Below are 23,984 nucleotides of genomic sequence, written 5' to 3' on the forward strand. Positions count from 1 at the left end.
TGCCCACCCAGGGCAAGCGGCTGTCGATCGCACCAGAGCCGAGCGCCTGGAAGCGATAAGGCGGGTGGGTCCGCTTCGCCATTGTCACGATCAGCCTGTCCCGACGCCTCGGAAATCTCGATGCGAAAGTACCCCGGCATCAGGCGACCAATATCGGTGTGTAGGGGGTCACCACATCGAGCGGATCGGTCAATACCGCCGAGCCCAGCTGCACCCAGCAATGCGCGGCGAATGGCAAAGTTACGCCGATCACCAGCCGGGCCTCGCACCCCTTTCCGGCCAGCACACGGCGCATTGCAACGCCGCGGCTGAGGCATTCATCCATGCCGGAAAAATAGTGACGCGCTCGCTTAAACGCCGCGGCTACCTGGCGTGCATCCGACCGTTGAACGTGCGGAGCTACTGGCACGCCGTGCAAAAGATTAGGCAGAATTTCCATTAGAGCGAGTTTCCGAACATGCCGCTGAGCTAGGGCCAGGACCCATACCGAACGGGCTGTCTCAACCGCCGAAGCCCTTTCGAGATTTGGCTCCTCGAGAACACTGCTGGTCGGAGCGATCCTTTCGGAACTAGATTGATCGACCGGCGGCGCCAGATGGTGCAAGCCGCGTGCGGCAAGCCAATCATTGTCACCCTCCTCTTGCGCTCCGGCGACAATCCGGGAAAAGCGATCAGCCGCACTTTGCTCAAGCATGAAATAGCGATCGCGGGACAAGTCCAGAAAGACGAAGGTGCCGCCGACTCTGCACCAATGCGTGGCAGCTGAAGTGATGACATTCATCATGGAAGCGCGCGACGGAGCGGTGGCGTGCAGTGCGAGGACTGCACGCCACGCGTCAGTCAATCGTCGGCGCTGATGCCGCCGAGGATAAACTTGTCCCCGGGCTGTACGTCCTGCTGGCCCGACGGCAGCGCGCCGAGGGTTTCGTCCTGGGCGGCGCCGAGATCGATGATGTCGTCATGCGTTTTCATGTCACGTTCCTTTTCAAGGTTGCGACCAAGATGAGTCGCAGTTGAAAAGTATGCCTCGCGTCAGAGCGCTACTATTTAATAATCCAATTATTATTCTAGGCGTTGCATCGCGAAAAAGTGACCGAGCAAAGGAAACGCGCGTCTGGAGCACGTACCACCACCTTTAGCAATTGCCTGGACATACGTGGCGGAACCCGGTCACTCGCCCAGTTGACTGTACGGGCGCGCGCCTATTTCCAACAGATCGACCGCAATCAGCAACCAAAACTGCGACCGAAAATGGATCTAATTGGAGTATGCCGTCCAAAGCTGCGCCAGCGGGGTTGCGCGCTGCGATACCGGCGATCGCTAGATCGTCTGATCCTGTCCGGCGGTGCTAGCCTGAACTGATCCAATTTTCTGATGAGAGGCACCAGATTCTTACCCACGGCACGGTACTTGTCGCGACCTTGGAGAGGTTAACTGAGGGAGGATATGAGAGGCAACCTACAGGATTTGAACCGGTGACCTTCGCCATCAGAGAGTCGTCAAGATTGGTCTTGGAAAGGTCCGATCGAAGAGCAGATTTGCGCGTGGCCACGAGGTTTTTTCGCTCCTGAAAACGGTGATTGCTGGGTGATTGCTGGCCAATTTTTGGAGGTCAAAATTCTGTTAAAAGTCATTCTATTTCAATAGCATGATTGACTTGTCACATGAAGTGTGGTATTTCCGTTACCGGCGCCGTTAGAGTCTTTCCGAACCGGTCACCGGTCGCCGACCCAGATCGGCGGGACATGCCGCTGCCATTCGATCGCGGCTTCGAGCTGATAGGCGAGCGCCAGCAGCAAGGCCTCCCCGCCGGGGCGGGTCGCGAACTGCACGCCGACGGGGAGCCCGTTGTCGCTGAAGCCGATCGGCAGGCTGATCGCGGGGGTGCCGGCGAAATTGTCGATCCAGCAATAGCCCGCATAATCGATCAGCGGGTCCTTCTGATCGTCCCAGGAAATATCGGGGCCGAACACGCCGATGCGCGGGATTTCGGTGCCGAGCGTCGGCGTCATCCAGATGTCGATCGCCTCCAGCCGGCCCAAATAGGCGGCGACGACGCGCTCGATCGCCGTCCATGCCGCGGCGAATTGTTCGTCGCCGATCGCCTCGCCCGCCGCGATCAGCGTCGCCGAGCGGTGTTCGAGGTCTTCGGCTTTGACCTCGATCCCGATCGCCTGCGACAGCATGCCGAGGCGGCGGCTGAACATGCCTTCGGTGATCGTACCGAGCAGGTCCATCGCGGCCGGGGCGTCGAAGGGGAGGTCGGCGTCCGCGACCTGGTGGCCGAGCCGGCCCAGCAACGCGATCGCATCGCCGAAAACGCGCTGGACGCTGGCGTCGGGCAGCGCGCCGGTTCGCATCACCTGGCTATAGGCATGGATGCGAAGGCGGTGATCGACGGGCGACGTCACGAGCGGAACCGGCGGCAGGCAGCTCGGATCGCGCGTCTGCGTCGCCTCGAGCCACGCCGCGGTGTCGCGCACGGTGCGGCTGACGCAGCCGTTCACCGTCAGATCGGCGAGCGACCGGAAGGCTTCTTCGCCGGCGTTGCGGCCGCGCGACGGCTTCAGACCGACGAGCCCGCAGGGCGCGGCGCCGTGGCGGATCGATCCGAGCCCGTCGCTCGCATGGGCGACCGGAACCACTCCCGCGGCCACCGCCGCCGCGCCGCCGCCCGACGAGCCGCCCGGCGTATGATCGAGGTTCCACGGATTGCGCGTCGGGCCGAGCAAGGGCGATTCGGTGACCGCGTTCAGCCCTAGCTCGGGCATCGCCGAGCGCGCGATCGAGATCAGCCCGGCGCCCTTCATCGCCCGCGCATAGGGGGCGTCGTCGGGCGGGATGAAATCGCGCAGCGCGGCCGAACCGAAGCTTGCGGGGATGCCCTTTTCGGGAAGCATGTCCTTGATCAGCGTCGGAACGCCGGCGAGCGGGCCGGATCGCGCCTCGCCCGCCTGGCCGCGTGCGCGCTCGAAGGTCGGCCAGGCGATGAAGTTGAGCTGCGGGTTGACCGCTTCGGCGCGCTCGATCGCCCGATCGACCAGCGCGGACGCGGTGACGCGCCCCGCCGCCAGCGCCTCGCGCATGTCGGTCATGTCCGAAGGGGCGGAACCGGTCGATCGCGTCGTCGTCATAGGGAATCCTCTAGGAGCGCGGGCCGGATCGCCCGGAGAGTGGAGGCATAGGGGCCGGGCGCGAAGGCCATCAATATCGCCGAGGCGACCAGCGCCGGCAGGCTGACGATCGTGATGGCGTAGAGCATACCGCGTGGCCCCGCGATCAGGCCGGAAATCCAGCCGATCGCCAAGGGTGATACGGCGAGCGCGAGCGCGTTGACGATACCGAGCAGCGCCAGAACGCGCGAACGGAGGTGCGGCGGCGCCAGATTTTGCAGGACGCCGGGCATCAGCGAGGAGGCGGCAATGCCGAGCGCGCCCTGCACAGCCGCGATAGCATAGACCTGAAACGCCGAGGCCGCGAACGGCAGCAAGGCGGCGGGCAACGGGGTCAGCGCGACGAAGATCGCGGCGGCCCGGACGGGGTCAAGGTCGGCATCCCTGCGGCGCAGCCTGAGCATCAGCGGCGCGAGAAGCACGCCGGCCACCGTCGCGATGACGATCGCGGTGCCGAGCCCGACGCCGACGGTCGCGGGATCGATCCCGAACGCGCGCGGCAGCGCCAGCGGGAACCACATCAACCCCGAGGTCATCGCGACCGCCATCGCGAAAATCGACCCGAAGATGCAGGCCAGCGTGCGCCAGTGCGCCGTCGCATAGGGGATGAAATCGCGCGGGGCGGCGTCATCGGCGGCGGTCGGTGATCCCGCCCCGCCACCATGATGGCCGAGCGGCATCGTCAGGACGAGCAGAAAGAAGATCGGTCCCGGCAGCGCGATCAGCATCATCGCGAGGCGCCAGCTGTCGATACCGGCAAGCCATCCGGGGAACATGTCATGCGCTCCCGCCAGCCATTGCAGCATCGCGCCGCCAAGCGCCATGCCGAGCCCGGCGCCGAGCAGCGAACCGCCGTAGAAGATGAAATTCGCGGTGTTGCGCTGTCGTTCGGGAAACAGATCGGGGATCAGGGCGAAGACGATCGGTGCAAGACCCGCCTCGCCGATCGCGATCCCGATCGTCGCGGCGAACAGGCCGCCGAAGCTGTCCTGAAAGGCGAAGAGCGCGGTCGCCAGCGACCAGCAGGCGACGCCGAGCGCGAGCAGAAGCCGGCGCCCGAACCGATCGGCGAGCCAGCCCATCGGATAACTCGCGACGCTGGCGAAGACCGCCATGCCGAGCCCCTGCAACATGCCGAGTTGCAGGTCGGTAAAGCCGAGCGACGTCTGGAGCGCCGGCGCGATCAGGCTGAGCATCTGGCGCACGACGAAGGCGAAAAGCGTCGTCATCAGCAACACGCCGAGCCCGTACCACGCCCATGCGGCGGCACCCCGCGCTTCGCGCGCTTCGCCTTGGGCCGCCCTTGATATTTGGATTTCCATATCGCTCTCCCAGAGCCTGTTTCGCCGGACATAATAAACAAGTTGACTTTATTGTAAATGGGGCAGATGAGTCGCATCGACGAAAAGAGGCTGGCGGCGTCGAGCGGCAGCCCACCCGTCGGGAGAAGATCGATGTCCTTTTCGGTGCGCACCGCCCTCGAGCAATTCGCCCTTCCCCATCCGTCGGGGTCCCATCCGTCGGGCCCCCATCCGTCGGACCAGGGCCGGCTGACGATCAGCGTCGCACCGCCAGCAGGACCGATGCCCGACAGCGGCGTTCCCGTCCTTTATGTCGTCGATGGCGACCTGCTGTTCGGCATGGCCGCCGAAATCGCGCGCGCGGTGTCGAGCGTCGCGGCCTTTCCCGCCCATTATGTCGTCGGCATCGGCTATGACGCCGACTATGCCGATTTCCTGAAGCTCCGCACCGCGGACCTCACCCCGCCGATCGGGGCCGAGGCACTGGAAAACCTCGGCGGACTCGCCGCGGCGATCGGCGGCGCCGAGAGCGGCGGCGCCGATGCGTTCCTCGCCTTCCTGACGGGCACGCTGCGCGCCGAAATCGCGGCGCGCTATCCCAAGGCGGCCGATGGACCGCAAATATTGTTCGGCCATTCGCTCGGCGGGCTGTTCGCCGCGCACGCGCTGCTGACCCGTCCCGACAGCTTCGCCGCCTTCATCGCGAGCAGCCCGTCGCTCTGGTGGAACGGCTTTGCGATCCTCGGCGAGCTGCCGGCGTTCAAGGAGCGGCTTGCCGCCCTGCCCGACCAGCCGCGCGTCTTCATCGACGTCGGCGCCAGGGAGCAGGAGCTGCCGACGAGCGTGCCCGACGGGATCGGCGTGACGCTGGAGGAAGCGCAGGCGCAAATCCGCGCCGCGCGGATGGTCGACGCCGCAAAGGAATTTGCCGGCGCCGTCCGCGACGCCGGCCTGACCGAGCTCCGCCATATCGCCTTCGCCGACGACGATCATGTCTCGGCCGCGCCCGCCGCCATACTGCACGGCATGCGCTTCGCGCTCGGCCGCGACCGCTGAAACGAACAACGAAAATCCGATGAGGGGACTGACTATGCGACTTCCGACCAAGGCCCTGGGTGGCACCGCCCTTGCTCTCGTGCTCGTCTCGCCCGCCATCGCATGGGCGCAGGACGGCGAAACCGGCTTCGGCGAGGAAATCGTCGTGACCGCCCAGAAACGAACCCAGTCGCTGATCGATGTGCCGCAGTCGGTGTCGGTCGTATCGGGCGCGACGCTCGAGCAGCAGGGCGCGACCAATTTCGCCGACTATCTGAAAAATGTTCCGAGCCTGCAACTGGTGCAGGGCACGCCCGGTCAGGGCCGGCTCGTGCTGCGCGGCGTCAACACCGGCGGGGTCGCCTCGACCGTCGCGGTCTATATCGACGAGACGCCTTTCGGGTCGAGCACCGGGCTGGCCAACGGATCCGAACTCGCGGGCGATTTCGACAGCTTCGACATCGCGCGGATCGAGGTGCTGCGCGGCCCGCAAGGCACGCTCTATGGCGCGAGTTCGCTGGGCGGTCTGCTGAAGTTCGTCACCAACGAACCCTCGACCGCGGGGTTCGAGGCGAAGGCGCTCGGCGGGGTCGAATTCACCGACGGCGGCGATGCCTCGTACCGCGGCGCGGCGATGGTCAATGTGCCGCTCGGCGAGACTTTGGCGTTTCGCGCCTCGGGCTCGTACCGCAAACAGGGCGGCTATATCGACTCGATCGGCACCGCCGGATCGAACGTCCGCAGCAACATCAATGATTTCGAAAATTACGGCGGGCGCGCGTCGCTGCTGTGGAAACCCGACGCCGATCTCAGCGTCCGGCTGAGCGCGCTGATCCAGAATCTTTATGTCGATGCCCCCGGCATCGTCGAGGCCGATCCCGCGACGCTGAAGCCGCTCTATGGCGGCCTGACCCAGTCCGAATATCTGCCGACCTTCAGCGATGTGAAATACCGGCTCTATAACGGCACGATCGACTATGACTTCGGCGGCGTCACGCTGACGTCGGCGACGAGCTATGGCGAGCAGCTCCAGTCGTTCCGCGCCGACTATACCGCCAATCTGTCGGCGGCGCTCGGCGGCTCCTATGTCTATTTCGACCAGCAGACCGAAAACCGCAAATGGACGCAGGAACTGCGCCTTGCGTCGAACGGCGGCGACGTCCTCGAATGGATGGTCGGCGGATATTACACGCACGAAAAGGCGCGGATCTTCCAGAATCTGAAGACTGCCGTGCCCGGCACCCCCGGCGTGCTGACCCCGATCGACCTGCCCTTCGACTATGCGGTGTTCAACCTCGACTCGCGCTATGAAGAGATCGCGGGCTTCGCCAACGCGACGTTGCATCTGTCGCCCTGGTTCGACGTCGATTTCGGCGGCCGGTACAGCCACAACAGCCAGCGCGCCGAACAGGTGACCGACGGCGTGCTGCTCGGCACCGCGGTGATCGACGGCCTGCGCTCGTCGGACAATGTCCTCACCTGGTCGGTCGCGCCGAAGGTCAAATTCGGCGATCAGGCATCGCTTTATGCCCGCGTCGCCAAAGGCTATCGCCCCGGCGGCCCGAACGTCATCCCGATCGGATCGCCACCCGGAACGCCGACGACGTTCGAGCCCGACACCGTCACCAGCTATGAAATCGGCTTCAAGGGCGACACCGCCGACCGCAGCGCCTCGATCGAGGCGGCGCTCTATCATATCGACTGGCAGGACATTCAGCTCGCGGCGGTGGTCAACGGTTTCGGCGTCAATGTGAACGGGACGAGCGCGAAGGTCGATGGCGCCGAAATCGTCGCGACGCTGCGGCCGGTGCGGGGTTTCACGACGTCGATCGGCTTCACCTTCACCGATGCGAGGCTCAGCGGCGACACCGATCCGTTGGCGGTGGGCGCGGTGAAGGGCGACCGCCTGCCCTTCACCCCCAAATATGCCGTCAGCCTCAACGCCGATTACCGGTGGGATCTGGGATCGGACGTCAGCGCGTCGATCGGCGGGTCGATCCGGTCGCTGTCGCGGCAGAGCGGCGGCTTCGATCCCGCCTATCGCGCCGCCTTTGGCGAATTCGCGCGGGTGGACGCCTATGAGGTGGTCGACCTGCGCGCCGGGCTCGATTTCGGGCGCTATGCGCTCAGCGCCTATGCCAATAATCTGACGGGTAGCGGAGGGATCACGTCGACGCAGGCGCTGCTCGGCGTCGCGGGATTGCCGCGCAACGCCCATGGCGCGCTCGGGACCGGCGTCATCCGGCCGCGGACGATCGGCGTCAATGCGACCGTGGCTTTTTGAGGCGGCTCGCTTATCACCGGCGCACCCGCTATCGCAGATGATCGAGGCATGACGAGGACCATGACCAGACCCCGGCGCAGCCAGGCCGACCGCAGCGCCGCGACCCGCGCCAAGGTGCTCGCGGCCGCGCGCGATGTGCTCTGCTCGCAGGGCTATTCGGGGGCGACGATGTTCGCGATCCGCGACGCGGCGGGGATGAGCCTTGGCGCCATCCAGCACCAGTTCCCGACGAAGGCGAAGCTGATGGCGGCGGTCGCCGCCGAGTTCGCCGCCTATCGCACCCGCATCTATGCCGAGGCCATTCGCGCCGGCACGACGCCCCGCCAGTCGATGGAAAATCTGATCGACGCCAATTACCAGATGGTCAGCCGCCCCGAAATGGCGGCGGTGCTGGAGATTCATCTCGCCCGGCGCAACGACCCCGATCTCGATCAGGAAGTCGGGCCGAGCGCGCGGCGCTTCGACCGCAGGGTCCGCTTATGGGGCCATTTGATCCTGCGCGCGGCGGGGATCGGCAATGACGAGGCGTATCAGACGCTGCAACTGCTCAACAACGCCGTCACGCGCGGCCTGACGGTCGAATATATCCGCAATCCGGACATGGCGCTGATCGAGCGGTCGGTGGCGATATGGAAGCGCCAGATGCTCGAACTGGTCTTCGGCCCTGACGAGGCCGGCGGTTCCTAGTCGTCCGCGCGCTTGGCGGCCTTTTCGTTCCGCAGCCGGTTTTCGCGCATCGCAAGTTCTTCGTAGCGGCAAAGCGGGACCGCGGGCTTGGCGGCGTCAGGCGTTTCGCGGCGGGGTTTCTTGTCGGGCATGGCGCCGGCCATCCTAGCCTACGCGCCGCGCATAAACAAATGGGGCGGCCTCTTGCGAGGGCCGCCCCAGTCATGTGGATCCGTCGGGGAGAGGGAGAGGACGGTTCCGGAGATTGGTGTCGGTTGCCTTAGCGCGCCAGATTAACGGGCCGCCATCTGGCTGTCGGTTTCGACTTCGGCGACGCCGGCGATCTTGAGCGCGGCGCGGAACTGCTTGGCGGCGGCGCGTTCGTTGCCCGCTTCGCACAGCTTCTTGCCGGTCGAAACGAAGCGTTTGGCGCTCGACTGCTTGCCGCCCTCGACGCCGCTCGCGGCGACATGCGCCTGTTCGGCGAGTCCGGCGCAGCGATAATCGCCGCCCGACTGGGCATAAGCGGGGCTCGTCGAGGCGATCAGGCCGGTGAAGGCGAGCGCCGAAGCGGCGACGACGGCGAAAGCGGTGGGAAAGCGGCGGAAAGAGGAGAGCTGATAGGCCATGGGAGAGGTTCCTTTCGTTTCTTTGTGCAACCTTTTTAGGTGCGGTTGCGCAGATAGATAATCCTCTATAATCTGCAAGTGCTTTGAAGCAGGATTTAACAATCCCCCAAGGGGCGCTCGACGGGATCGAAGCCTTCCTGCGTGTTGCGGAAAGGCGCAGCTTTTCCGCCGCGGCCGCCGACCTCGGCGTCTCCCCCTCCGCGATCAGCCAGACGATCAAGGCCCTCGAAACGCGCGTCGGCGCGCCCCTGTTCATGCGCACGACACGCAGCGTGGGCCTCACCCAGGCGGGCGAAATGTTCCTCGAGCGCGCCGCCCCCGCCTATACCGGGCTCGCCGACGCCTATGAGGCGGCGCGCAACCTCGGCAACCGGCCTGCGGGACGGCTGCGGATCAATTTGATGCGCGGCGCGGTGCAGCCGCTGTTCGAGCCGATCATCGCGGGCTTTTGCGAAACCTATCCCGACATCGAACTCGAGATTTATGCCGACGACGCTTTGGCCGACCTCAGCGCCGGCGGCTTCGATGCCGGGGTGCGGATGGGCGAATCGCTCGACGCCGACGTGATCGCGGTGCGCCTGACCGGCCCCTTCCGCTTCGTCGTCGCAGCGGCGCCCGCCTATCTGGACAGGCACGGCCGCCCCGAAACGCCGGAGGAGCTGCGCGAGCACCGCTGCATCCGCTTTCGCCTCGCCACCGGGGCGCTGATGCCGTGGACGTTCGAGAAGGGAAACCGCGAATATGACGTCGGCGTCACCGGTCCGGTGATCGTCAACGACTGGATCGCCGCGCTCGTCGCGATCCGCACCGGCGTCGCGATGGGCATGATGGCCGAGCCGATGGCGAAGGCGATGGTCGCCAGTGGCGAACTCGAACTGGTTCTCACCGACTATTGCGCCGCGACCTCGGGGCTCTTCCTCTATTATCCGGGCCGCAAGCAGGTGATGCCCAAGCTGCGCGCCTTCATCGATTATGTGCGCGAATATCTGCCCGACGAGATCGCCGGCTAGAACCGGTCCCGAAATCTGTTTCCTCGCTATTCGACCCGACGCGGAAACAAATCCCTTTGCCGCCAGCAGAAAATTTGCGCTGGCGCATTGCCGCAAATCCCGGCAGCAAGTTGTCAACTAAAAGAGTTGGGATGACATATGATTGATCTTGCGGCTATCGACTTCACCGCGCTTCTGCCGTTCATCCTGATCGGCTTTGCGGCGCAGCTCGTCGACGGCGCGCTGGGAATGGCGTTCGGCGTGATCTGCAACACGTTGCTCGTCGCGGTTCTGGGCGTTCCCCCCGCGACCGCTTCGGCGCGCATCCATGTCGTCGAAATTTTCACCACCGGCGTGTCGGGGTTGAGCCATGTGTTCCACCGCAATATCGACTGGCCGCTCTTCTTTCGCCTGCTGATCCCCGGAGTGATCGGCGGGGTGCTCGGCGCCTATGTGCTGTCGTCGCTGCACGCCGAGGTCGTGAAGCCCTTCGTGCTCGGCTATCTCGTGCTGATCGGCATCTGGTTGCTGATCCGCGGCGTGCTGTATCCGCCCAAATTTTCCAAGCCCAAGGTCGTCGCACCGCTCGCCGTGGTCGGCGGGTTCCTCGACGCCGCGGGCGGCGGCGGCTGGGGTCCGGTCGTGACCTCGAACCTGCTCGTCCAGGGCGGCGAGCCGCGCAAGGTCGTCGGCACGGTCAACAGCGTCGAATTCTTCCTCGCGGTCGCGGTTTCGGTCGCCTTTATCTGGCACCTCGGCATCGGCGAAATCCTGGGCCCCACGCTAGGCCTGATCATCGGCGGCGTCGTCGCCGCACCGCTCGGCGCGATGATGGCGAAACGCTTCTCGCCCAAGGTCATGCTGATGCTGGTCGGCGTCGTGCTGATCGCGACGAGCGCGTTCGGGCTGTACAAGGTGCTGGTCGGGTAGCGGGGAGATGGCCGGTTACGGTGGGTAGCTGCCGCTAGCTTTTACAAACCCGTTCGCATCGAGCGAAGTCGAGATGCCCCTCGGACTGGCGCTGCGTCGACGGGTGTCTCGACTTCGCTCGACACAAACGGAAACAAGGGGCGTCTCAAAACTACATCAAAACCACCGATCAATTCGCCGGCTTCGGCTCGTCGATCTTATCGACCCATTCGGGGAAGAAGCTCGGTTCGCGCGCCGACCAGCCGGGGGCGGTGGCGGCGGCTTCGCTGATCGACTGGAGCAGGATCTTGCGCTTGTCGGGGTGAAGGTGCGGCAGCGACGCGGCGGCGCAGAAGGCGCCGGGCAGCCACGGCCGCGCGTGCGCGCCGAGGAGGCGTTCGTAGAGGAAGCGGTAGGCGGCGAAGCCCGGCAGGCGGTCCTGACCGAGGTCGAAGGCCGACACCGCGATCAGCGGCGCCATGAAATGTTCGAGTGCGTCGAGCCCGCTGTCGTCAGGGATATGCGCGCGAATTTCGACGAGCCGGTGATAGACGCGTGCCTGGACGCGGATCGCGGTTTCCTCGACCATGTCGCGCGACCAGCGCGCGATCGCATCGTCGCGTTCGAGCCCGATGTCGAGCGAACGGCGGATGTAACGCTGGGTCGCCGCGGGAAAACCCGCAAATTCCTTGAGTTCGGAAAGGGACAGGTCGCCTGCGGCCGGTCCTGAACGCGTCGCCATGGTCGTGCTCCCGCACGGCGCCCGGGGAGCCATCCCCCCGGAGGCCTGCGTCAGCCAATCTGCCATCCAAATGGTTAGTGTCAGGTTAACCATGATGTTAGCGATCGTTCAGCCATAGCCGGGCGTTGCGCGGCGACGCAGCGGAGCCTAATCAGCGTGTCTTGAAACTGTAAGACACACGAGACCCACCATGTCGCATTCACCGCAGCCGGTCATTTCCGCAACCGGCCTCTTCACCCCCGCCGAACGCATATCCAACGAGGAACTCGTCGCGAGTTTCAACGAATATGTCGCGCTGCATAACCGCGAAAATGCCGACGCGATCGCGGCGGGTGAAATGCCCGAACTGACCGAATCGAGCGTCGAATTCATCGAGAAGGCGAGCGGCATCGGGTCGCGCTTCGTCGTCGACAAGGCGGGCATTCTCGATCCCGCCCACATGGCGCCGCGCATCGCCGAGCGCGGCAACGACGAGCTGTCGATTCTCGCCGAGATCGCCGTCGCGGCGGCGAAGGATGCGCTCGCGCGCGCCGGGCGCGATGCGCGCGACGTCGATGCGGTGCTGTGCGCGGCGTCAAACATGCAGCGCGCTTATCCCGCGATGGCGGTCGAGATTCAGGACGCGCTCGGCATCGACGGCTTCGGTTTCGACATGAACGTCGCCTGCTCGTCGGCGACCTTCGGCATCCAGACCGCCGCCGACTATATCCGCGCGGGGCACGCGAAGAGTGTGCTCGTCGTGAACCCCGAGATTTGTTCGGGGCATTTGAACTGGCGCGACCGCGACAGCCATTTCATCTTCGGCGACGTCGCGACCGCGACTTTGGTCGAGGACAAGGAGATCGCGCCCGCGGGACATTGGGACATCCTCGGCACCAAGCTGAAGACCGTCTTTTCGAACAATATTCGCAACAATTTCGGCTTTTTGAACCGCGGCCACGGGGGGATCGACCAGTCGGGACCGAAGTCGGACAAGCTGTTCGTTCAGGAAGGCCGCAAGGTGTTCAAGGAGGTCGTGCCGATGGTCGCGAACATGATCGTCGAGCAGATGGAACTGCTGGGCCTCGCGGGCGGCGACATGCGGCGGCTGTGGCTGCATCAGGCGAACACCAATATGAACCGGCTGATCGCGCAGCGCGTGCTGGGCCACGAGGCGAGCGCGGACGAGAGCCCGACGGTGCTCGACACCTATGGCAACACGTCGAGCGCGGGGTCGATCATCGCCTTTCACCTCAATCACGAGGATATGGTCGCGGGGGATACCGGGCTGATCTGCTCGTTCGGGGCGGGGTATAGCGCGGGGACGGTGTTCGTCCGGAGGACGTAACCGTCGCCCCCGCGAAGGCGGGGGCCGTTGGCAACCTTGCGCTACGCCCATAGCGGCCCCCGCCTTCGCGGGGGCGACGATTTTCCTACGGCACGAAGGTCGTGAACAGGTAGATCGCGAACAGCATCAGGTGGATCACCCCCTGCAGCACGGTCGTCCGGCCGTTCGCGAGCGTCTGCACCGACACGATCAGCGACAGGAACAGGAGCACGGTCGATTTGGCGTCGAGGCCGAGGCTGATCGGCATGTCGGCGACGATCGACAGGATCGCGACCGCCGGAATCGTCAGCCCGATCGTCGCGAGCGCCGAGCCCAATGCGAGGTTGAGGCTGGTCTGGAGGCGGTCGGCTTTCGCCGCGCGCACCGCCGCGAGCCCTTCGGGAGCGAGGATCAGCGCGGCGATCAGCACGCCCAGCACCGCCGGCGGCGCGCCCCAGTCGGCGAGCAGCGCGCCCATCACCGGCGAGAGATTTTTCGCGAGCAGCACGACCGCGACGAGGCTGGCGAGGAGCAGCGCGCCCGAGATCGCGGTGCGCTGGACGGTCGGCGGCGCGGCGTGCGCGTCGGGTTCGTCATGCGCTTCGCCATCGGGAAGGAAATAGTCGCGGTGGCGCACCGTCTGCACCAGCGCGAAGGTCGCGTAGAGGATCAGCGACACGACCGCGACGAAGCCGAGTTGGGTTCCCGAATAGAAGGGGCCGGGGACGCTCGAGGTGAAATTGGGGAGCACGAGCGTCACGACGGTCAGCACCGTCAGCGTCGCGAGCGCGGCGCCGATGCCGGTGCGCTGGAACCTTTGTTCATGGTGACGGAGGCTGCCCGCGAGCAGGCAGAGGCCCATCAGGAGGTTGAGGATCACCATCACCGCCGCGAACACCGTATCGCGCGCAAGCGTCAGCGCCTTTTCGGGTTCGGCCTGCATCAAGGTGAGGATCAGCCCGACCTCGATCACCGTCACCGCGAGCGCGAGGATCAGCGTGCCGAAGGGTTCGCCGACGCGGTGCGCGATCACCTCGGCATGGTGGACCGCGGCGACGACCGCGCCCGCGAGGATGAAGCCGACGAGCCAGGCACCCAGCGGCATCGCGAGGCTCGCCATCGCGGCGAGGAAGCCGAGGATCGGGAAGATATCGTTGGTGTGGGCGGCGAGGCGGAATTTGGCGGTCATGGGGGCGTCTATTGCAGCCACTTTCCGACGTGGCTACCCCCGACGGAGCAATTAATGTGCGCGGACGGGCAATCCGGCGGCGGCGAGCCGCGCGTGGGCTTCGGCGACCGTCGCTTCGCCGAAGTGGAAGATGCTCGCCGCGAGCACCGCGCTCGCGCCGCCTTCGATCACGCCTTGGACGAGATGGTCGAGATTGCCCACGCCTCCGCTCGCGATCACCGGGACGCCGACCGCATCGGAGATCGCGCGGGTGAGCGCAAGGTCGTAGCCGTCCTTCGTGCCGTCGCGGTCCATGCTGGTGACGAGCAATTCGCCGGCGCCGAGGGCGGCGAGGCGGATGGCGTGCTCCACCGCGTCGATCCCGGTGGGCTTGCGGCCGCCGTGGGTGAAGATTTCCCATCGTCCGTCTTCCACACGCCGCGCGTCGATGCTGCCGACCGCGCACTGGCTGCCGAAGCGGTCCGCGATGTCGGCGACGAGATCGGGCCGCGCGACGGCGGCGCTGTTCACCGCGACCTTGTCGGCGCCCGCGAGCAGCAGTGCGCGCGCATCGTCAGCGCTCCGCACGCCGCCGCCGACGGTGAGCGGCATGAAACAGACCTCGGCGGTGCGGGCGACCATGTCGAGCAGGGTGCCGCGGCCCTGATGGCTGGCACTGATGTCGAGGAAGCAAAGCTCGTCGGCGCCCGCGGCGTCATAGGCGCGCGCGGCCTCGACGGGGTCGCCGGCGTCACGCAGGTCGACGAAATTGACGCCCTTGACGACGCGGCCGTCGGCGACGTCGAGACAGGGGATGACGCGGACGCGGACGGTCATTGAGCCAGCCTATTAGGTCCGTTCGTGTGGAGCGAAGTCGAGACACCCGTCAGTACAGCGCAAGACCGATGGGCATCTCGACTTCGCTCGATGCGAACGGGAATGGGATGGCAGTTCATCACCGCCCCGCCGCGATCGCTTCGGCGAGATCGAGGCGGCCGTCGTAGAGCGCGCGGCCGGTGATCACGCCTTCGATGCCGTCGGCGACGTGGGGGCGGAGCGCATGGATGTCGCCCAAGTCGGCGACGCCGCCGCTGGCGATCACCGGGATGCTCACCGATTTGGCGAGCGCGACCGTCGCGTCGACATTGCAGCCCTTGAGCAGCCCGTCACGGCCGACGTCGGTGAACAGCAGCGCGGCGACGCCGGCGTCCTCAAAGCGTCGCGCGAGATCCTCGACGCGCACGTCCGAAACATCGGCCCAGCCCTCGGTCGCGACCATGCCATCGCGCGCGTCGACGCCGACGACGATGCGGCCGGGGAGGTCGCGCGCGGCGGATTTGACGAATTCGGGGTCTTTCAAGGCCGCGGTGCCGATGATCACGCGCTCGACGCCAAGCGCGAGCCAGCGGTCGACACCTTCGCGATTACGGATGCCGCCGCCGACCTGCACCTTGCCCGGGAAGGCGGCGATGATGCTCTCGACCGCCGCGCCGTTGACGCTCGCGCCCGCGAAGGCGCCGTCGAGGTCGACGACGTGGAGGTGCGATGCGCCCGCGTCGGCGAAGAGGCGTGCCTGCGCCGCCGGATCGTCGCCATAGACGGTCGCGCGCGCCATATCGCCCTCGGCGAGCCGCACCACCTGCCCGCCCTTGAGGTCGATCGCGGGGAAGATGGTCAGGCCAGAATCTACGGGCGCCATGCCAGGAATCTTTCGAGCGTTGCGAGGCCGTAAGCCTGGCTTTTTTCGGGGTGGAACTGGACGCCGAGAATGTTGTCGCGACCGACTGCGGCTGCGAACATCACGCTGTGATCGCTCATCGCCAATATCTCGCTCTGCCGGGCCGCTTCGAAATAATAGCCGTGTAGAAAATAGGCTTCGCCGAGCGCAAGAACCGGGTGGCACTCACCTGCCAACTCCTCGACGGCTAATTTTCCCGATTTCCCGTCAAACGGAATGACATCGTTCCAGCCCATGTGTGGGAAGCGATATCCGAACCCCTCCTCGAAGCGTCGCACGGTGCCGCCGATCCAGCCGAGTCCTTCGTGCCGCCCATGCTCCTCGCCCGCATCGGCGAGCAATTGCATGCCGACGCAGATGCCGAGGAAGGGGGCGCCCTGCCCAAGCACGCGGCGTTCCATCGCCTCGACCAGCCCGTCGATCGCCGAGAGGCCGTTCATGCAGGCGGCGAAGGCGCCGACGCCGGGGAGCACAATGCGATCGGCCTTGGCGACAACATCGGGATCGGCGGTGACCGCAACATTGTCGGCGCCCGCCGCGACGAGCGCATTATGCACCGAGCGAAGATTACCCGCGCCATAGTCGATCAGGGCGATGGTCATTCAGTCCCCCTCCCGCTTGCGGGAGGGGTTAGGGGAGGGCATGTCCGATTAGTGGCGGCGGCCTGAAACAGGCCCTCCCCCGACCCCTCCCGCAAGCGGGAGGGGAGAATCATAGCACGCCCTTCGTGCTCGGAATCGCGTCGCCCTTGCGCGGGTCGATCTCGACCGCTTGGCGCAGCGCCCTGGCCAGAGCCTTGTACATGCTTTCGGCGATGTGGTGATTGTTCTCGCCGTAGAGCATCTCGATGTGCAGCGTGATCCCTGCGGTCTGCGCGAAGCTCTGGAACCAGTGCGGGAACATCTCGGTGTCCATCTCGCCGAGCCGCGGCTGCGAGAAGGAGGAGTTATAGACGCAGTGCGGGCGCCCCGAAATGTCGAGCACGCAGCGCGTCAGCGTCTCGTCCATCGGCGCGTGCGCCTCGCCGTAGCGGGCGATGCCGCGCTTGTCGCCGAGCGCCTTGGCCACCGCTTCGCCGAGCGCGAGCGCGCTATCCTCGACCGTGTGATGCTGGTCGATATGAAGGTCGCCCTTCACCTGCATCGAGATGTCGATCAGCGAGTGGCGCGACAATTGCTCGACCATATGGTCGAGGAAACCGATGCCGGTGGACACTGAATATTCGCCCGTTCCGTCGAGATTGACGGTGATCGCGATATCCGTTTCCTTGGTCGTGCGCTGGACTGTGGCGGTTCGCATGGGGACCCCTTAGAGCCTATTTTTCGCGTTGCAAGGTGACTTTCCCCCGCCGAGACCTCTTGACCGGTGCGCGGCGCGCGTTCATCCCCTCGCCCCATGAGTGACGATGTACGCGACAGCCTGATTCCCTATGACGAAATCGTGCAGGACGCGCTGCGCGCCGTGGTCGGCCGCGTGCTCAGCCAGATCGTCGGTTATGACAGCCTGCCCGGCGAACATCATTTCTACATCACCTTCAAGACGCAGGCTGTCGGGGTCGATATTCCGGCGCATCTGATCGCCAAATTCCCCGACGAAATGACGATCGTGCTGCAGAACCGCTTCTGGGATCTGAAGGTCGAGGACGATCATTTCAGCGTCGGCCTGTCGTTCAACCAGACGCCGTCGATCCTCACCATCCCCTATGCGTCGATCACCGCCTTCGTCGACCCATCGGTCGATTTCGGGCTGCAGTTCCAGGTCAGCGACGACGACGAGACGCAGCCCGAGCCGCATGACGAGGCCGACAACGATCGCCCCGAGGTTACGGCCGAGGATGGCTCGAATGTCGTGACGGTGGATTTCGGCAAAAAACGCTAACGTCGTGGGCCCACTCTGGCCCCCGAGCCGTTTCTGGCAATATTGGGCGCTCGCGGGCATGCTCGTCCTGACCGGCGCCTTCTGGTGGGGTGTCGAGGGCTATGCCCTGTTCGAGGGCGGCTATGCGCGCAGCCAGATCGCCGACGGGCTGCTGCGTTTCAGTCTGCTGGTGCTGACCCCGGCGCTGGTCCTCGTCTGGCTCGTTGCCGGATGGCTGCGGCGGCGGGTCGGCGAGGGCGGCTATTGGCAGTTGCTCGGCCTCGTCGCGATGATCTGGGCCGGGGCGATTCTGATCACAAGGATGCTGATGGCATGAGCACGCGAACGGAAAGCGACTCGATCGGCGAGATAGCGGTTCCGGCCGACGCCTATTGGGGTGCGCAGACGCAGCGTTCGATCGAAAATTTTCCTTTCGGCGCGCGCGAGCGAATGCCAATCGAGATCGTCCACGCGCTCGCGCTCGTCAAACAGGCCGCGGCGCGCGTTAATCGGAAACACGGACTGGACGCGGCGCTGGCCGACGCCATCGAGGCGGCCGCTGCGGACGTTGTTGCGGGTAAATTCGACGACCAGTTTCCGCTCGTCATCTGGCAGACGGGCAGCGGCACCCAAAGCAATATGAACGTCAACGAGGTGATCGCAGGGATCGCCAACGAACGGCTAGCCGGGAGCCGCGGCGGCAAGTCGCCAGTGCATCCGAACGATCATGTGAATATGAGCCAGTCGTCGAACGACAGTTTCCCAACTGCGATACATGTCGCGGCCGCCCTCGCTCTGCGCAGTCGCTTACAGCCCGCCATCCTTCAGCTTTGTGGCGAGCTTGAAGAAAAGGCGGAGGATTGGTCGGATATCATCAAGATCGGCCGCACGCATCTTCAGGATGCAACACCGCTAACGCTGGGGCAGGAATTTTCGGGCTATGCGGTGCAGCTTGCAAAGGCGAGCGTGCGCATCACCAGCGCCTCCACGGACATATTCCATTTGGCGCAGGGCGGAACTGCCGTTGGGACCGGCCTAAACGCTCCCACCCAATTCGGCGAGGACATCGCGCACGAGATCGGCGTGCTTGCGGGTGTCGAATTTTCAAGTGCGGCCAATAAATTCGAAGCACTGGCGACCAACGACGCGCTCGTTGAACTTTCGGGCGCCCTCAACGTTATCGCCGTTTCGCTAACCAAGATCGCGAACGACATCCGCCTCCTGGGCTCGGGTCCGCGCGCTGGCCTCGGTGAGCTCGACCTTCCCGCCAACGAGCCGGGTAGCTCGATCATGCCCGGTAAGGTCAATCCGACGCAATGCGAGATGCTGACGATGGTAGCCGCGCAAGTGATCGGCAATCATCAGGCCGTAACGGTCGGGGGGCTTCAGGGTCATCTCGAGCTCAATGTGTTCAAACCGCTGATCGGCGCCAATGTGCTGCGCTCGATCGATCTGCTGAGCACAGGCATGATCGCCTTCGCTGAACGCTGCGTCGCCGGTATCGAGCCCAACCGCGCCCGGATCGCCGAACTGGTCGATCGCTCGCTGATGCTCGTCACCGCGCTCGCGCCCGAAATCGGCTATGACAAGGCGGCGAAGATCGCGAAGCACGCGCACGAGACCGGCAGCACGCTGAAGGAAGCCGCGCTCGATCTGGGCTATGTCGATGCCGCGACCTTTGATCGCGTGGTCGATCCGCGCACGATGCTCGGTTCGGACTGAACGGAACCCGCAGGGGCCGCCGCGGATTGATAAGGGGGAAGGAGACATGGGCATGATAGGCAGGATCGTCGGCGGGGCGCTGGGCAGCGCCATCGGAAAGCAGAAGGGCAATCACCCGGTCGCCGGGGCCGTCATCGGCGCGGGCGCGCTGTTCGCGGCGCGGCGCCTGTTTCCGCAACGCTATGCCGCGCTCGCGGCGTGGGCGGCGGCAGGCTATCTCACCAAGAAATGGGCCGAACGCGCCGAGGCACGCAAGGCGGCCGAGGAAGCGCATGCGATCGATCCGGCGCTGGCTCAGGCTGGCGTGGTCGATACCTATGCCGGGACCGCCAATATCCCGCCCGACGGGCAGACGATCGGCGACGCGCTGCCACCCGCGATTCCGGTCGAAGGCAATGCGGGCAGTAGCTCGCTTCACTGAGCTTATTTGTTAGCAAGTCTATTTCGTCATCCCGGCGAAGGCCGGGATCCCGACCTCGAACTCTACTGCGGCGGCGAGATTCCGGCCTTCGCCGGAATGACGAAGAAGTTAGGCCTGCTCAATCGTCAACCCCCCGCCTGCCATTCCTTCACCGCCTCGATCGGCGAGACCAGCATGAGGACGTTGAGCGTCAGATTGTCGCGGATCGCCCATAGCGTGAACAGTTCGAACGCGATCGCGATAACCACCGTCGCCCACCAGCGCATCCGGCTGGCCGCGAGGAAGCCGATCACCATGAAGATGGCATCGCTCACCGAATTGAGGATCGAATCGCCCGAATAACCATAAGCCATGGTGACTTCGCGATAGCGGTCGATGATTACGGCTGAATTTTCTAGGATTTCCCACGCCGCCTCGACCCCGATCGCGAGCGCCAGCGCGATCCACAGCGGCCGGGCGGGGATCAGCCAGCGCGACAGGCCGAAGAATATGAAGCCGTGGATGACATGGCTGAAGCTGTACCAGTCCGACACCTGCTGGCTGTTCTGGTTCGATTGGACGGTGCCGTGCCACAGGCTCACGGTCCCGCATGGGCAGATCGGCGGACGCCCCATCGCGAACAGGATGGCGGCGAAGGCCGCGAGCAGTGCCGCGGCGATCAGCCAACCTCGTCTTGAAATCCCCAGGATCATAGCCGCCCCTTCCCGCTTGACCGCGCCCGTCTCTCGCGCAATTAGCGCCCATGGCTGAAAGCGTCCACCTGAACCGCCGCGGCGTGTTGTTCGTCCTCTCCTCGCCCTCGGGCGCGGGCAAGACCACCATCTCGCGCATGATGCTCGAAGCCGACAAGGATATCGCCCTGTCGATCTCGGCAACGACGCGCCCGCCGCGCCCCGGCGAGGTCGACGGCGTCCATTATCATTTCGTCGACACCGAGACGTTCAAGAAGATGGCGGCCGACGGCGAGTTTCTCGAATGGGCGCATGTCTTTGGCCACCGCTATGGCACGCCGCGCGCGCGGGTCGATGAATTGCTCGAGGCGGGCAAGGATGTGCTGTTCGACATCGACTGGCAGGGGGCGCAGCAGCTTTATCAGGAGGCGGGGCCCGACGTCGTGCGCGTGTTCGTGCTGCCGCCGACGATGGAAGAGCTGGAGCGCCGCCTGCGCTCGCGGAATACCGACAGCGACGAGGTGATCGCGGCGCGGATGGAGCGCGCGGCGAACGAGATCAGCCACTGGGACGGTTACGACTATGTGCTGATCAACGACCATGTCGAAGGCTGTTTCGACGAGGTGCGCGCGATCCTGCGCGCCGAGCGGCTGAAGCGGCGGCGGCAGATCGGTCTGATCGGCTTCGCGCGCGATTTGATCCGCGCGGTGCCGGACGCGGACAAGAAGCTTTAAGCTCTCATCCAAATCCGTTCGTGCCGAGCTTGTCGAAGCACCGGTCTTCCCTACTCAGACGGGGAAGAAAGAACGGCCCTTCAACAAGCCCAGGGCGAACGGACGATAGGGATATTCTTTGCTCTCGCGATCAGACCGGCCTCGCCAGCTTCTCTTCGAGCTCCGCCACCATCGCCGCGCGCAGCGGCTTCGCCTGTCCATCGGTGCGGCACACCACCACCGTGTCGCAGGTCGCGATGCAGCCGCCGTTCTGGAACATCGCCTGGACGATCGTCAAGCTCGAGGTGCCGAGGCGGCCGATGCCGGTCGCGATCTGGACCGGGTCGGGGAAATTGCCCTCGGCGAGATAGTTGATCTCGACCGCGGCGACCATCGTGCGCTCGTTCGCGGGGCGCTCGTCCAGCGGACGCACGTCGCGGTTGAGGAGGACGCGGCCGCTCTCGAACAAGGCGGCAAAGGCCACATTGTTGAGGTGGCCGTTGATGTCCATGTCCTGAAAGCGCGTCTGCAATTCGATTGCGACGGGGTAGCTGGCGGGGTTTAGCCGCCAGCTTTCCGGTTTGGGCATATCAGCGCGGCGCCATGCGGATGCCGCCGTCGAGGCGGACGTCCTCGCCGTTGAAATAGCCGTTCTCGATCATGCACATGGCAAGATTGGCATATTCGGCGGGGACGCCGAGGCGCTTCGGGTTGAGCACCGAGGCGCCCAGCGCATCGCGCACCGGCTGCGGCGCGCCGGCGAGCAGCGGGGTGTCGAAGATGCCCGGCAGGATCGTGTTGACGCGGATATTCTCGTTGCCGAGGTCGCGCGCGATCGGGAGCGTCATGCCGACGACGCCGCCCTTCGATGCCGAGTAAGCCGCCTGGCCGATCTGGCCGTCTTCGGCTGCGACCGACGCGGTGTTGACGATCGCGCCGCGCTCGCCGTCTTCCATCGGATCGAGCGTCAACATGCCCGCGGCCGACTTGGCGATGCAGCGGAAGGTGCCGACGAGGTTGATCTGGATGATCCAGTTGAACGCATCGAGCGGGAAATGCTTGATGCTGCCGTCTTCCTTCGAGCGGCTCGCGGTCTTGATCGCGTTGCCGGTGCCCGCGCAGTTGACGAGGATGCGTTCCTGGCCGTGGGCTTCGCGTGCTTTCGCGAAGGCGGCGTCGACCGATGCGTCGTCGGTGACGTTGCATTCGCAGAACACGCCGCCGAGTTCGGCCGCGATCGCGAGGCCCTTTTCTTCCTGCAGGTCGAAGATCGCGACCTTCACGCCCTTCGCGGCGAGCGCGCGCGCGGTCGCGGCGCCGAGGCCCGAGGCGCCGCCGGTGACGACGGCGGATATTGTGGAATCGAGTTTCATCTATTCAGTCCTTTCTCTAACCCGCTCGCCCTGAGCTTGTCGAAGGGCCGCTCTTTTCTTCAAGAACGGGGCTTCGACAGGCTCAGCCCGAACGGAAAAAATTGATCGGTTGTTACAGCCGCTCGACGATGGTGACGTTGGCCTGACCGCCGCCTTCGCACATCGTTTGCAAGCCATATTTGCCGCCGGTCGCGTCGAGCACGCCGAGCAGCGTCGCCATCAGCTTGGTGCCCGAGGCGCCAAGCGGGTGGCCGAGCGCGATCGCGCCGCCGTGCCGGTTGAGCCGCGCATGGTCGCCGCCAAGATATTGCAGCCACGCGAGCGGCACGGGCGCGAACGCCTCGTTGACCTCATAGGCGTCGATGTCGCCGATCGTCATGCCCGCCTTCTTGAGCGCGCGTTCGGTCGCGAACAAAGGTTCTTCGAGCATGATGATCGGGTCGCCCGCGGTCACCGAAATATGGTGGATGCGCGCACGCGGGGTCAGGCCATGGTCCTTGAGCGCCTGTTCAGACACGACGAGCGCGGCAGATGCACCGTCGCAGATCTGGCTCGACGTGGCCGCGGTGATCGAACCGCCTTCCTGCAGGATCTTGACCCCGGCGATGCCTTCGAGCGTCGCGTCGAAGCGGATGCCCTCGTCGACGCGGTGCGTCTGGCGGCCTTCGGGGGTGTCGATCTCGACCCCGACGATCTCGCGTTGGAAATGGCCCGCCTCGGTCGCGGCCTTGCCGCGGCGGTGGCTTTCGAGCGCATAGGCGTCGAGGTCGTCCTTGGTCAGCCCGTATTTCTTGACGATCATCTCGGCGCCCATGAACTGGCTGAACATGATGCCGGGATATTTTTCCTCGAGCCGCTCGGACTTATAATGGCCGAGGCCCTCTTTCATGAACAGCGTCGCGACGCTGCCCATCGGGACGCGCGTCATGCTTTCGATGCCGCTCGCGAGCACGATGTCCTGCGTGCCCGACATCACAGCCTGCGCGGCGAACTGGATCGCCTGCTGCGACGATCCGCACTGGCGGTCGATGGTGACGGCGGGGATCGAGTCGGGCAGTTTCGAGGCGAGCACCGCGTTGCGGCCGACGTCCATCGTCTGCTGGCCGCCCTGCGACACGCAGCCGGTGATGACGTCGTCGATCGCCTTGGTGTCGAAATCATTGCGGTCGGCGAGCGCGTCGAACACCGCGGCGCCGAGGTCGACGGGGTGGACGCCGGCGAGGCGGCCGCCGCGCTTGCCGCCCGCGGTGCGGACGGCGTCGACGATATAGGCTGTGGCCATTGGGG

Annotated in this window: 27 protein-coding genes; 11 read left to right on the forward strand and 16 right to left on the reverse strand. The window is 65.3% G+C overall.

Going from position 1 to position 23,984, the window contains the following annotated elements:
• Window positions 1-139 precede the first annotated feature (139 nt).
• The 4 genes from GGR90_RS03895 to GGR90_RS03905 form a co-directional block, all read right to left on the reverse strand.
• Complete coding sequence (locus tag GGR90_RS03895) at window positions 140-784, reverse strand: lasso peptide biosynthesis B2 protein (protein WP_082656048.1); 645 nt, start codon at window positions 782-784, stop codon at window positions 140-142.
• A gap of 56 nt (window positions 785-840) precedes the next feature.
• The gene (locus GGR90_RS19595; protein ID WP_257545256.1) at window positions 841-972 is read right to left on the reverse strand and encodes a hypothetical protein; all 132 of its coding nucleotides are present in this window, start codon (window positions 970-972) and stop codon (window positions 841-843) included.
• Window positions 973-1,715: 743 nt separating this feature from the next.
• Entirely contained in the window at window positions 1,716-3,134 is a 1,419-nt protein-coding gene (locus tag GGR90_RS03900) for an amidase (protein WP_167919485.1), read from the reverse strand.
• Window positions 3,131-4,495 carry an MFS transporter gene (locus GGR90_RS03905; protein ID WP_167919487.1) on the reverse strand — a complete coding sequence of 455 codons (1,365 nt, stop codon included), beginning with the start codon at window positions 4,493-4,495 and terminating at the stop codon, window positions 3,131-3,133. Before GGR90_RS03905 ends, GGR90_RS03900 begins: the two co-directional genes overlap by 4 nt.
• 132 nt (window positions 4,496-4,627) lie before the next feature.
• On the opposite strand from GGR90_RS03905, the gene GGR90_RS03910 reads away from it, so the two are divergent.
• The 3 genes from GGR90_RS03910 to GGR90_RS03920 are packed head-to-tail and all read left to right on the forward strand — an operon-like array spanning window position 4,628 to window position 8,480.
• Window positions 4,628-5,530, forward strand: coding sequence for an alpha/beta hydrolase (locus tag GGR90_RS03910; protein WP_167919489.1), 903 nt, complete (start codon window positions 4,628-4,630; stop codon window positions 5,528-5,530).
• Between the two features lie 34 nt (window positions 5,531-5,564).
• A complete protein-coding gene (locus GGR90_RS03915) occupies window positions 5,565-7,793 on the forward strand; it encodes a TonB-dependent receptor (protein ID WP_167919491.1) in 2,229 nt (742 codons plus the stop codon).
• A gap of 60 nt (window positions 7,794-7,853) precedes the next feature.
• Window positions 7,854-8,480, forward strand: coding sequence for a TetR/AcrR family transcriptional regulator (locus tag GGR90_RS03920; protein WP_167919493.1), 627 nt, complete (start codon window positions 7,854-7,856; stop codon window positions 8,478-8,480).
• Here the strand turns inward: GGR90_RS03920 and GGR90_RS19600 are convergent.
• Together GGR90_RS19600 and GGR90_RS03925 are read right to left on the reverse strand one after the other, a co-directional pair.
• Complete coding sequence (locus GGR90_RS19600; protein WP_280740831.1) at window positions 8,477-8,611, reverse strand: hypothetical protein; 135 nt, start codon at window positions 8,609-8,611, stop codon at window positions 8,477-8,479. The two genes, GGR90_RS03920 and GGR90_RS19600, sit on opposite strands and share 4 nt — an antisense overlap.
• A 141-nt stretch (window positions 8,612-8,752) precedes the next feature.
• Window positions 8,753-9,088 (reverse strand): hypothetical protein, encoded by a 336-nt coding sequence (locus tag GGR90_RS03925; protein WP_167919495.1) that lies wholly within the window; start codon window positions 9,086-9,088, stop codon window positions 8,753-8,755.
• An 83-nt stretch (window positions 9,089-9,171) separates the two neighbouring features.
• Here GGR90_RS03925 and GGR90_RS03930 point away from each other — a divergent pair, with 83 nt between their 5' ends.
• Both GGR90_RS03930 and GGR90_RS03935 read left to right on the forward strand, forming a co-directional pair.
• Window positions 9,172-10,098, forward strand: coding sequence for a LysR family transcriptional regulator (locus GGR90_RS03930; protein WP_167919497.1), 927 nt, complete (start codon window positions 9,172-9,174; stop codon window positions 10,096-10,098).
• A 138-nt stretch (window positions 10,099-10,236) separates the two neighbouring features.
• The gene (locus GGR90_RS03935; RefSeq protein WP_167919499.1) at window positions 10,237-11,007 is read left to right on the forward strand and encodes a sulfite exporter TauE/SafE family protein; all 771 of its coding nucleotides are present in this window, start codon (window positions 10,237-10,239) and stop codon (window positions 11,005-11,007) included.
• A gap of 169 nt (window positions 11,008-11,176) precedes the next feature.
• Here GGR90_RS03935 and GGR90_RS03940 read toward each other — a convergent pair whose 3' ends face one another.
• Window positions 11,177-11,728: a hypothetical protein gene (locus GGR90_RS03940; protein ID WP_167919501.1), complete on the reverse strand. Its 552-nt coding sequence runs from the start codon at window positions 11,726-11,728 to the stop codon at window positions 11,177-11,179.
• Between the two features lie 190 nt (window positions 11,729-11,918).
• Between GGR90_RS03940 and GGR90_RS03945 the strand changes: the two genes are divergently transcribed.
• Window positions 11,919-13,055, forward strand: a complete 1,137-nt coding sequence (locus tag GGR90_RS03945) for a beta-ketoacyl-ACP synthase III (protein WP_167919503.1) — start codon at window positions 11,919-11,921, stop codon at window positions 13,053-13,055.
• Between the two features lie 85 nt (window positions 13,056-13,140).
• On the opposite strand, the gene GGR90_RS03950 is transcribed toward GGR90_RS03945, so the two are convergent.
• The 5 genes from GGR90_RS03950 to hisB form a co-directional block, all read right to left on the reverse strand.
• Window positions 13,141-14,223 carry a calcium:cation antiporter gene (locus GGR90_RS03950; RefSeq protein ID WP_167919505.1) on the reverse strand — a complete coding sequence of 361 codons (1,083 nt, stop codon included), beginning with the start codon at window positions 14,221-14,223 and terminating at the stop codon, window positions 13,141-13,143.
• A gap of 51 nt (window positions 14,224-14,274) precedes the next feature.
• Window positions 14,275-15,039 (reverse strand): imidazole glycerol phosphate synthase subunit HisF, encoded by a 765-nt coding sequence (gene hisF / locus GGR90_RS03955; protein WP_167919507.1) that lies wholly within the window; start codon window positions 15,037-15,039, stop codon window positions 14,275-14,277.
• A 118-nt stretch (window positions 15,040-15,157) separates the two neighbouring features.
• Window positions 15,158-15,901 carry a 1-(5-phosphoribosyl)-5-[(5-phosphoribosylamino)methylideneamino]imidazole-4-carboxamide isomerase gene (gene hisA, locus GGR90_RS03960; RefSeq protein ID WP_167919509.1) on the reverse strand — a complete coding sequence of 248 codons (744 nt, stop codon included), beginning with the start codon at window positions 15,899-15,901 and terminating at the stop codon, window positions 15,158-15,160.
• The gene (gene hisH, locus GGR90_RS03965) at window positions 15,889-16,542 is read right to left on the reverse strand and encodes an imidazole glycerol phosphate synthase subunit HisH (RefSeq protein WP_167919511.1); all 654 of its coding nucleotides are present in this window, start codon (window positions 16,540-16,542) and stop codon (window positions 15,889-15,891) included. The genes hisA and hisH overlap by 13 nt, the downstream gene beginning before the upstream one ends.
• Window positions 16,543-16,651: 109 nt before the next feature.
• Window positions 16,652-17,239: an imidazoleglycerol-phosphate dehydratase HisB gene (gene hisB, locus GGR90_RS03970; RefSeq protein WP_167919513.1), complete on the reverse strand. Its 588-nt coding sequence runs from the start codon at window positions 17,237-17,239 to the stop codon at window positions 16,652-16,654.
• A 96-nt stretch (window positions 17,240-17,335) separates the two neighbouring features.
• On the opposite strand from hisB, the gene GGR90_RS03975 reads away from it, so the two are divergent.
• Genes GGR90_RS03975 through GGR90_RS03990 form a run of 4 tightly spaced genes read left to right on the forward strand, consistent with a single transcriptional unit; the run spans window position 17,336 to window position 19,940 of the window.
• On the forward strand, window positions 17,336-17,818 hold the full coding sequence (locus GGR90_RS03975; RefSeq protein ID WP_167919515.1) for an SspB family protein: 483 nt from the start codon (window positions 17,336-17,338) through the stop codon (window positions 17,816-17,818).
• Window positions 17,819-17,822: 4 nt separating this feature from the next.
• On the forward strand, window positions 17,823-18,134 hold the full coding sequence (locus GGR90_RS03980) for a hypothetical protein (RefSeq protein WP_167919517.1): 312 nt from the start codon (window positions 17,823-17,825) through the stop codon (window positions 18,132-18,134).
• A complete protein-coding gene (gene fumC / locus GGR90_RS03985; RefSeq protein ID WP_167919519.1) occupies window positions 18,131-19,519 on the forward strand; it encodes a class II fumarate hydratase in 1,389 nt (462 codons plus the stop codon). Before GGR90_RS03980 ends, fumC begins: the two co-directional genes overlap by 4 nt.
• Window positions 19,520-19,571: 52 nt before the next feature.
• Window positions 19,572-19,940, forward strand: coding sequence for a hypothetical protein (locus GGR90_RS03990; protein WP_245198384.1), 369 nt, complete (start codon window positions 19,572-19,574; stop codon window positions 19,938-19,940).
• 125 nt (window positions 19,941-20,065) lie between these two features.
• Here the strand turns inward: GGR90_RS03990 and GGR90_RS03995 are convergent, their stop codons facing one another.
• Complete coding sequence (locus GGR90_RS03995; RefSeq protein WP_167919523.1) at window positions 20,066-20,632, reverse strand: DUF2585 domain-containing protein; 567 nt, start codon at window positions 20,630-20,632, stop codon at window positions 20,066-20,068.
• Window positions 20,633-20,682: 50 nt separating this feature from the next.
• On the opposite strand from GGR90_RS03995, the gene gmk reads away from it, so the two are divergent.
• Window positions 20,683-21,345 (forward strand): guanylate kinase, encoded by a 663-nt coding sequence (gene gmk / locus GGR90_RS04000; protein WP_167919525.1) that lies wholly within the window; start codon window positions 20,683-20,685, stop codon window positions 21,343-21,345.
• Between the two features lie 130 nt (window positions 21,346-21,475).
• Here the strand turns inward: gmk and GGR90_RS04005 are convergent, their stop codons facing one another.
• From GGR90_RS04005 to GGR90_RS04015, 3 genes are all read right to left on the reverse strand, one after another.
• A complete protein-coding gene (locus GGR90_RS04005) occupies window positions 21,476-21,913 on the reverse strand; it encodes an acyl-CoA thioesterase (RefSeq protein ID WP_167919527.1) in 438 nt (145 codons plus the stop codon).
• Window position 21,914: 1 nt separating this feature from the next.
• Entirely contained in the window at window positions 21,915-22,697 is a 783-nt protein-coding gene (locus GGR90_RS04010; protein WP_167919529.1) for an SDR family NAD(P)-dependent oxidoreductase, read from the reverse strand.
• 112 nt (window positions 22,698-22,809) lie between these two features.
• Window positions 22,810-23,979, reverse strand: a complete 1,170-nt coding sequence (locus GGR90_RS04015) for an acetyl-CoA C-acetyltransferase (RefSeq protein ID WP_167919531.1) — start codon at window positions 23,977-23,979, stop codon at window positions 22,810-22,812.
• Window positions 23,980-23,984: the final 5 nt, after the last annotated feature.

The sequence above is a fragment of the Sphingopyxis italica genome, from assembly GCF_011926545.1.
GTDB classification, from domain to species: domain Bacteria; phylum Pseudomonadota; class Alphaproteobacteria; order Sphingomonadales; family Sphingomonadaceae; genus Sphingopyxis; species Sphingopyxis italica.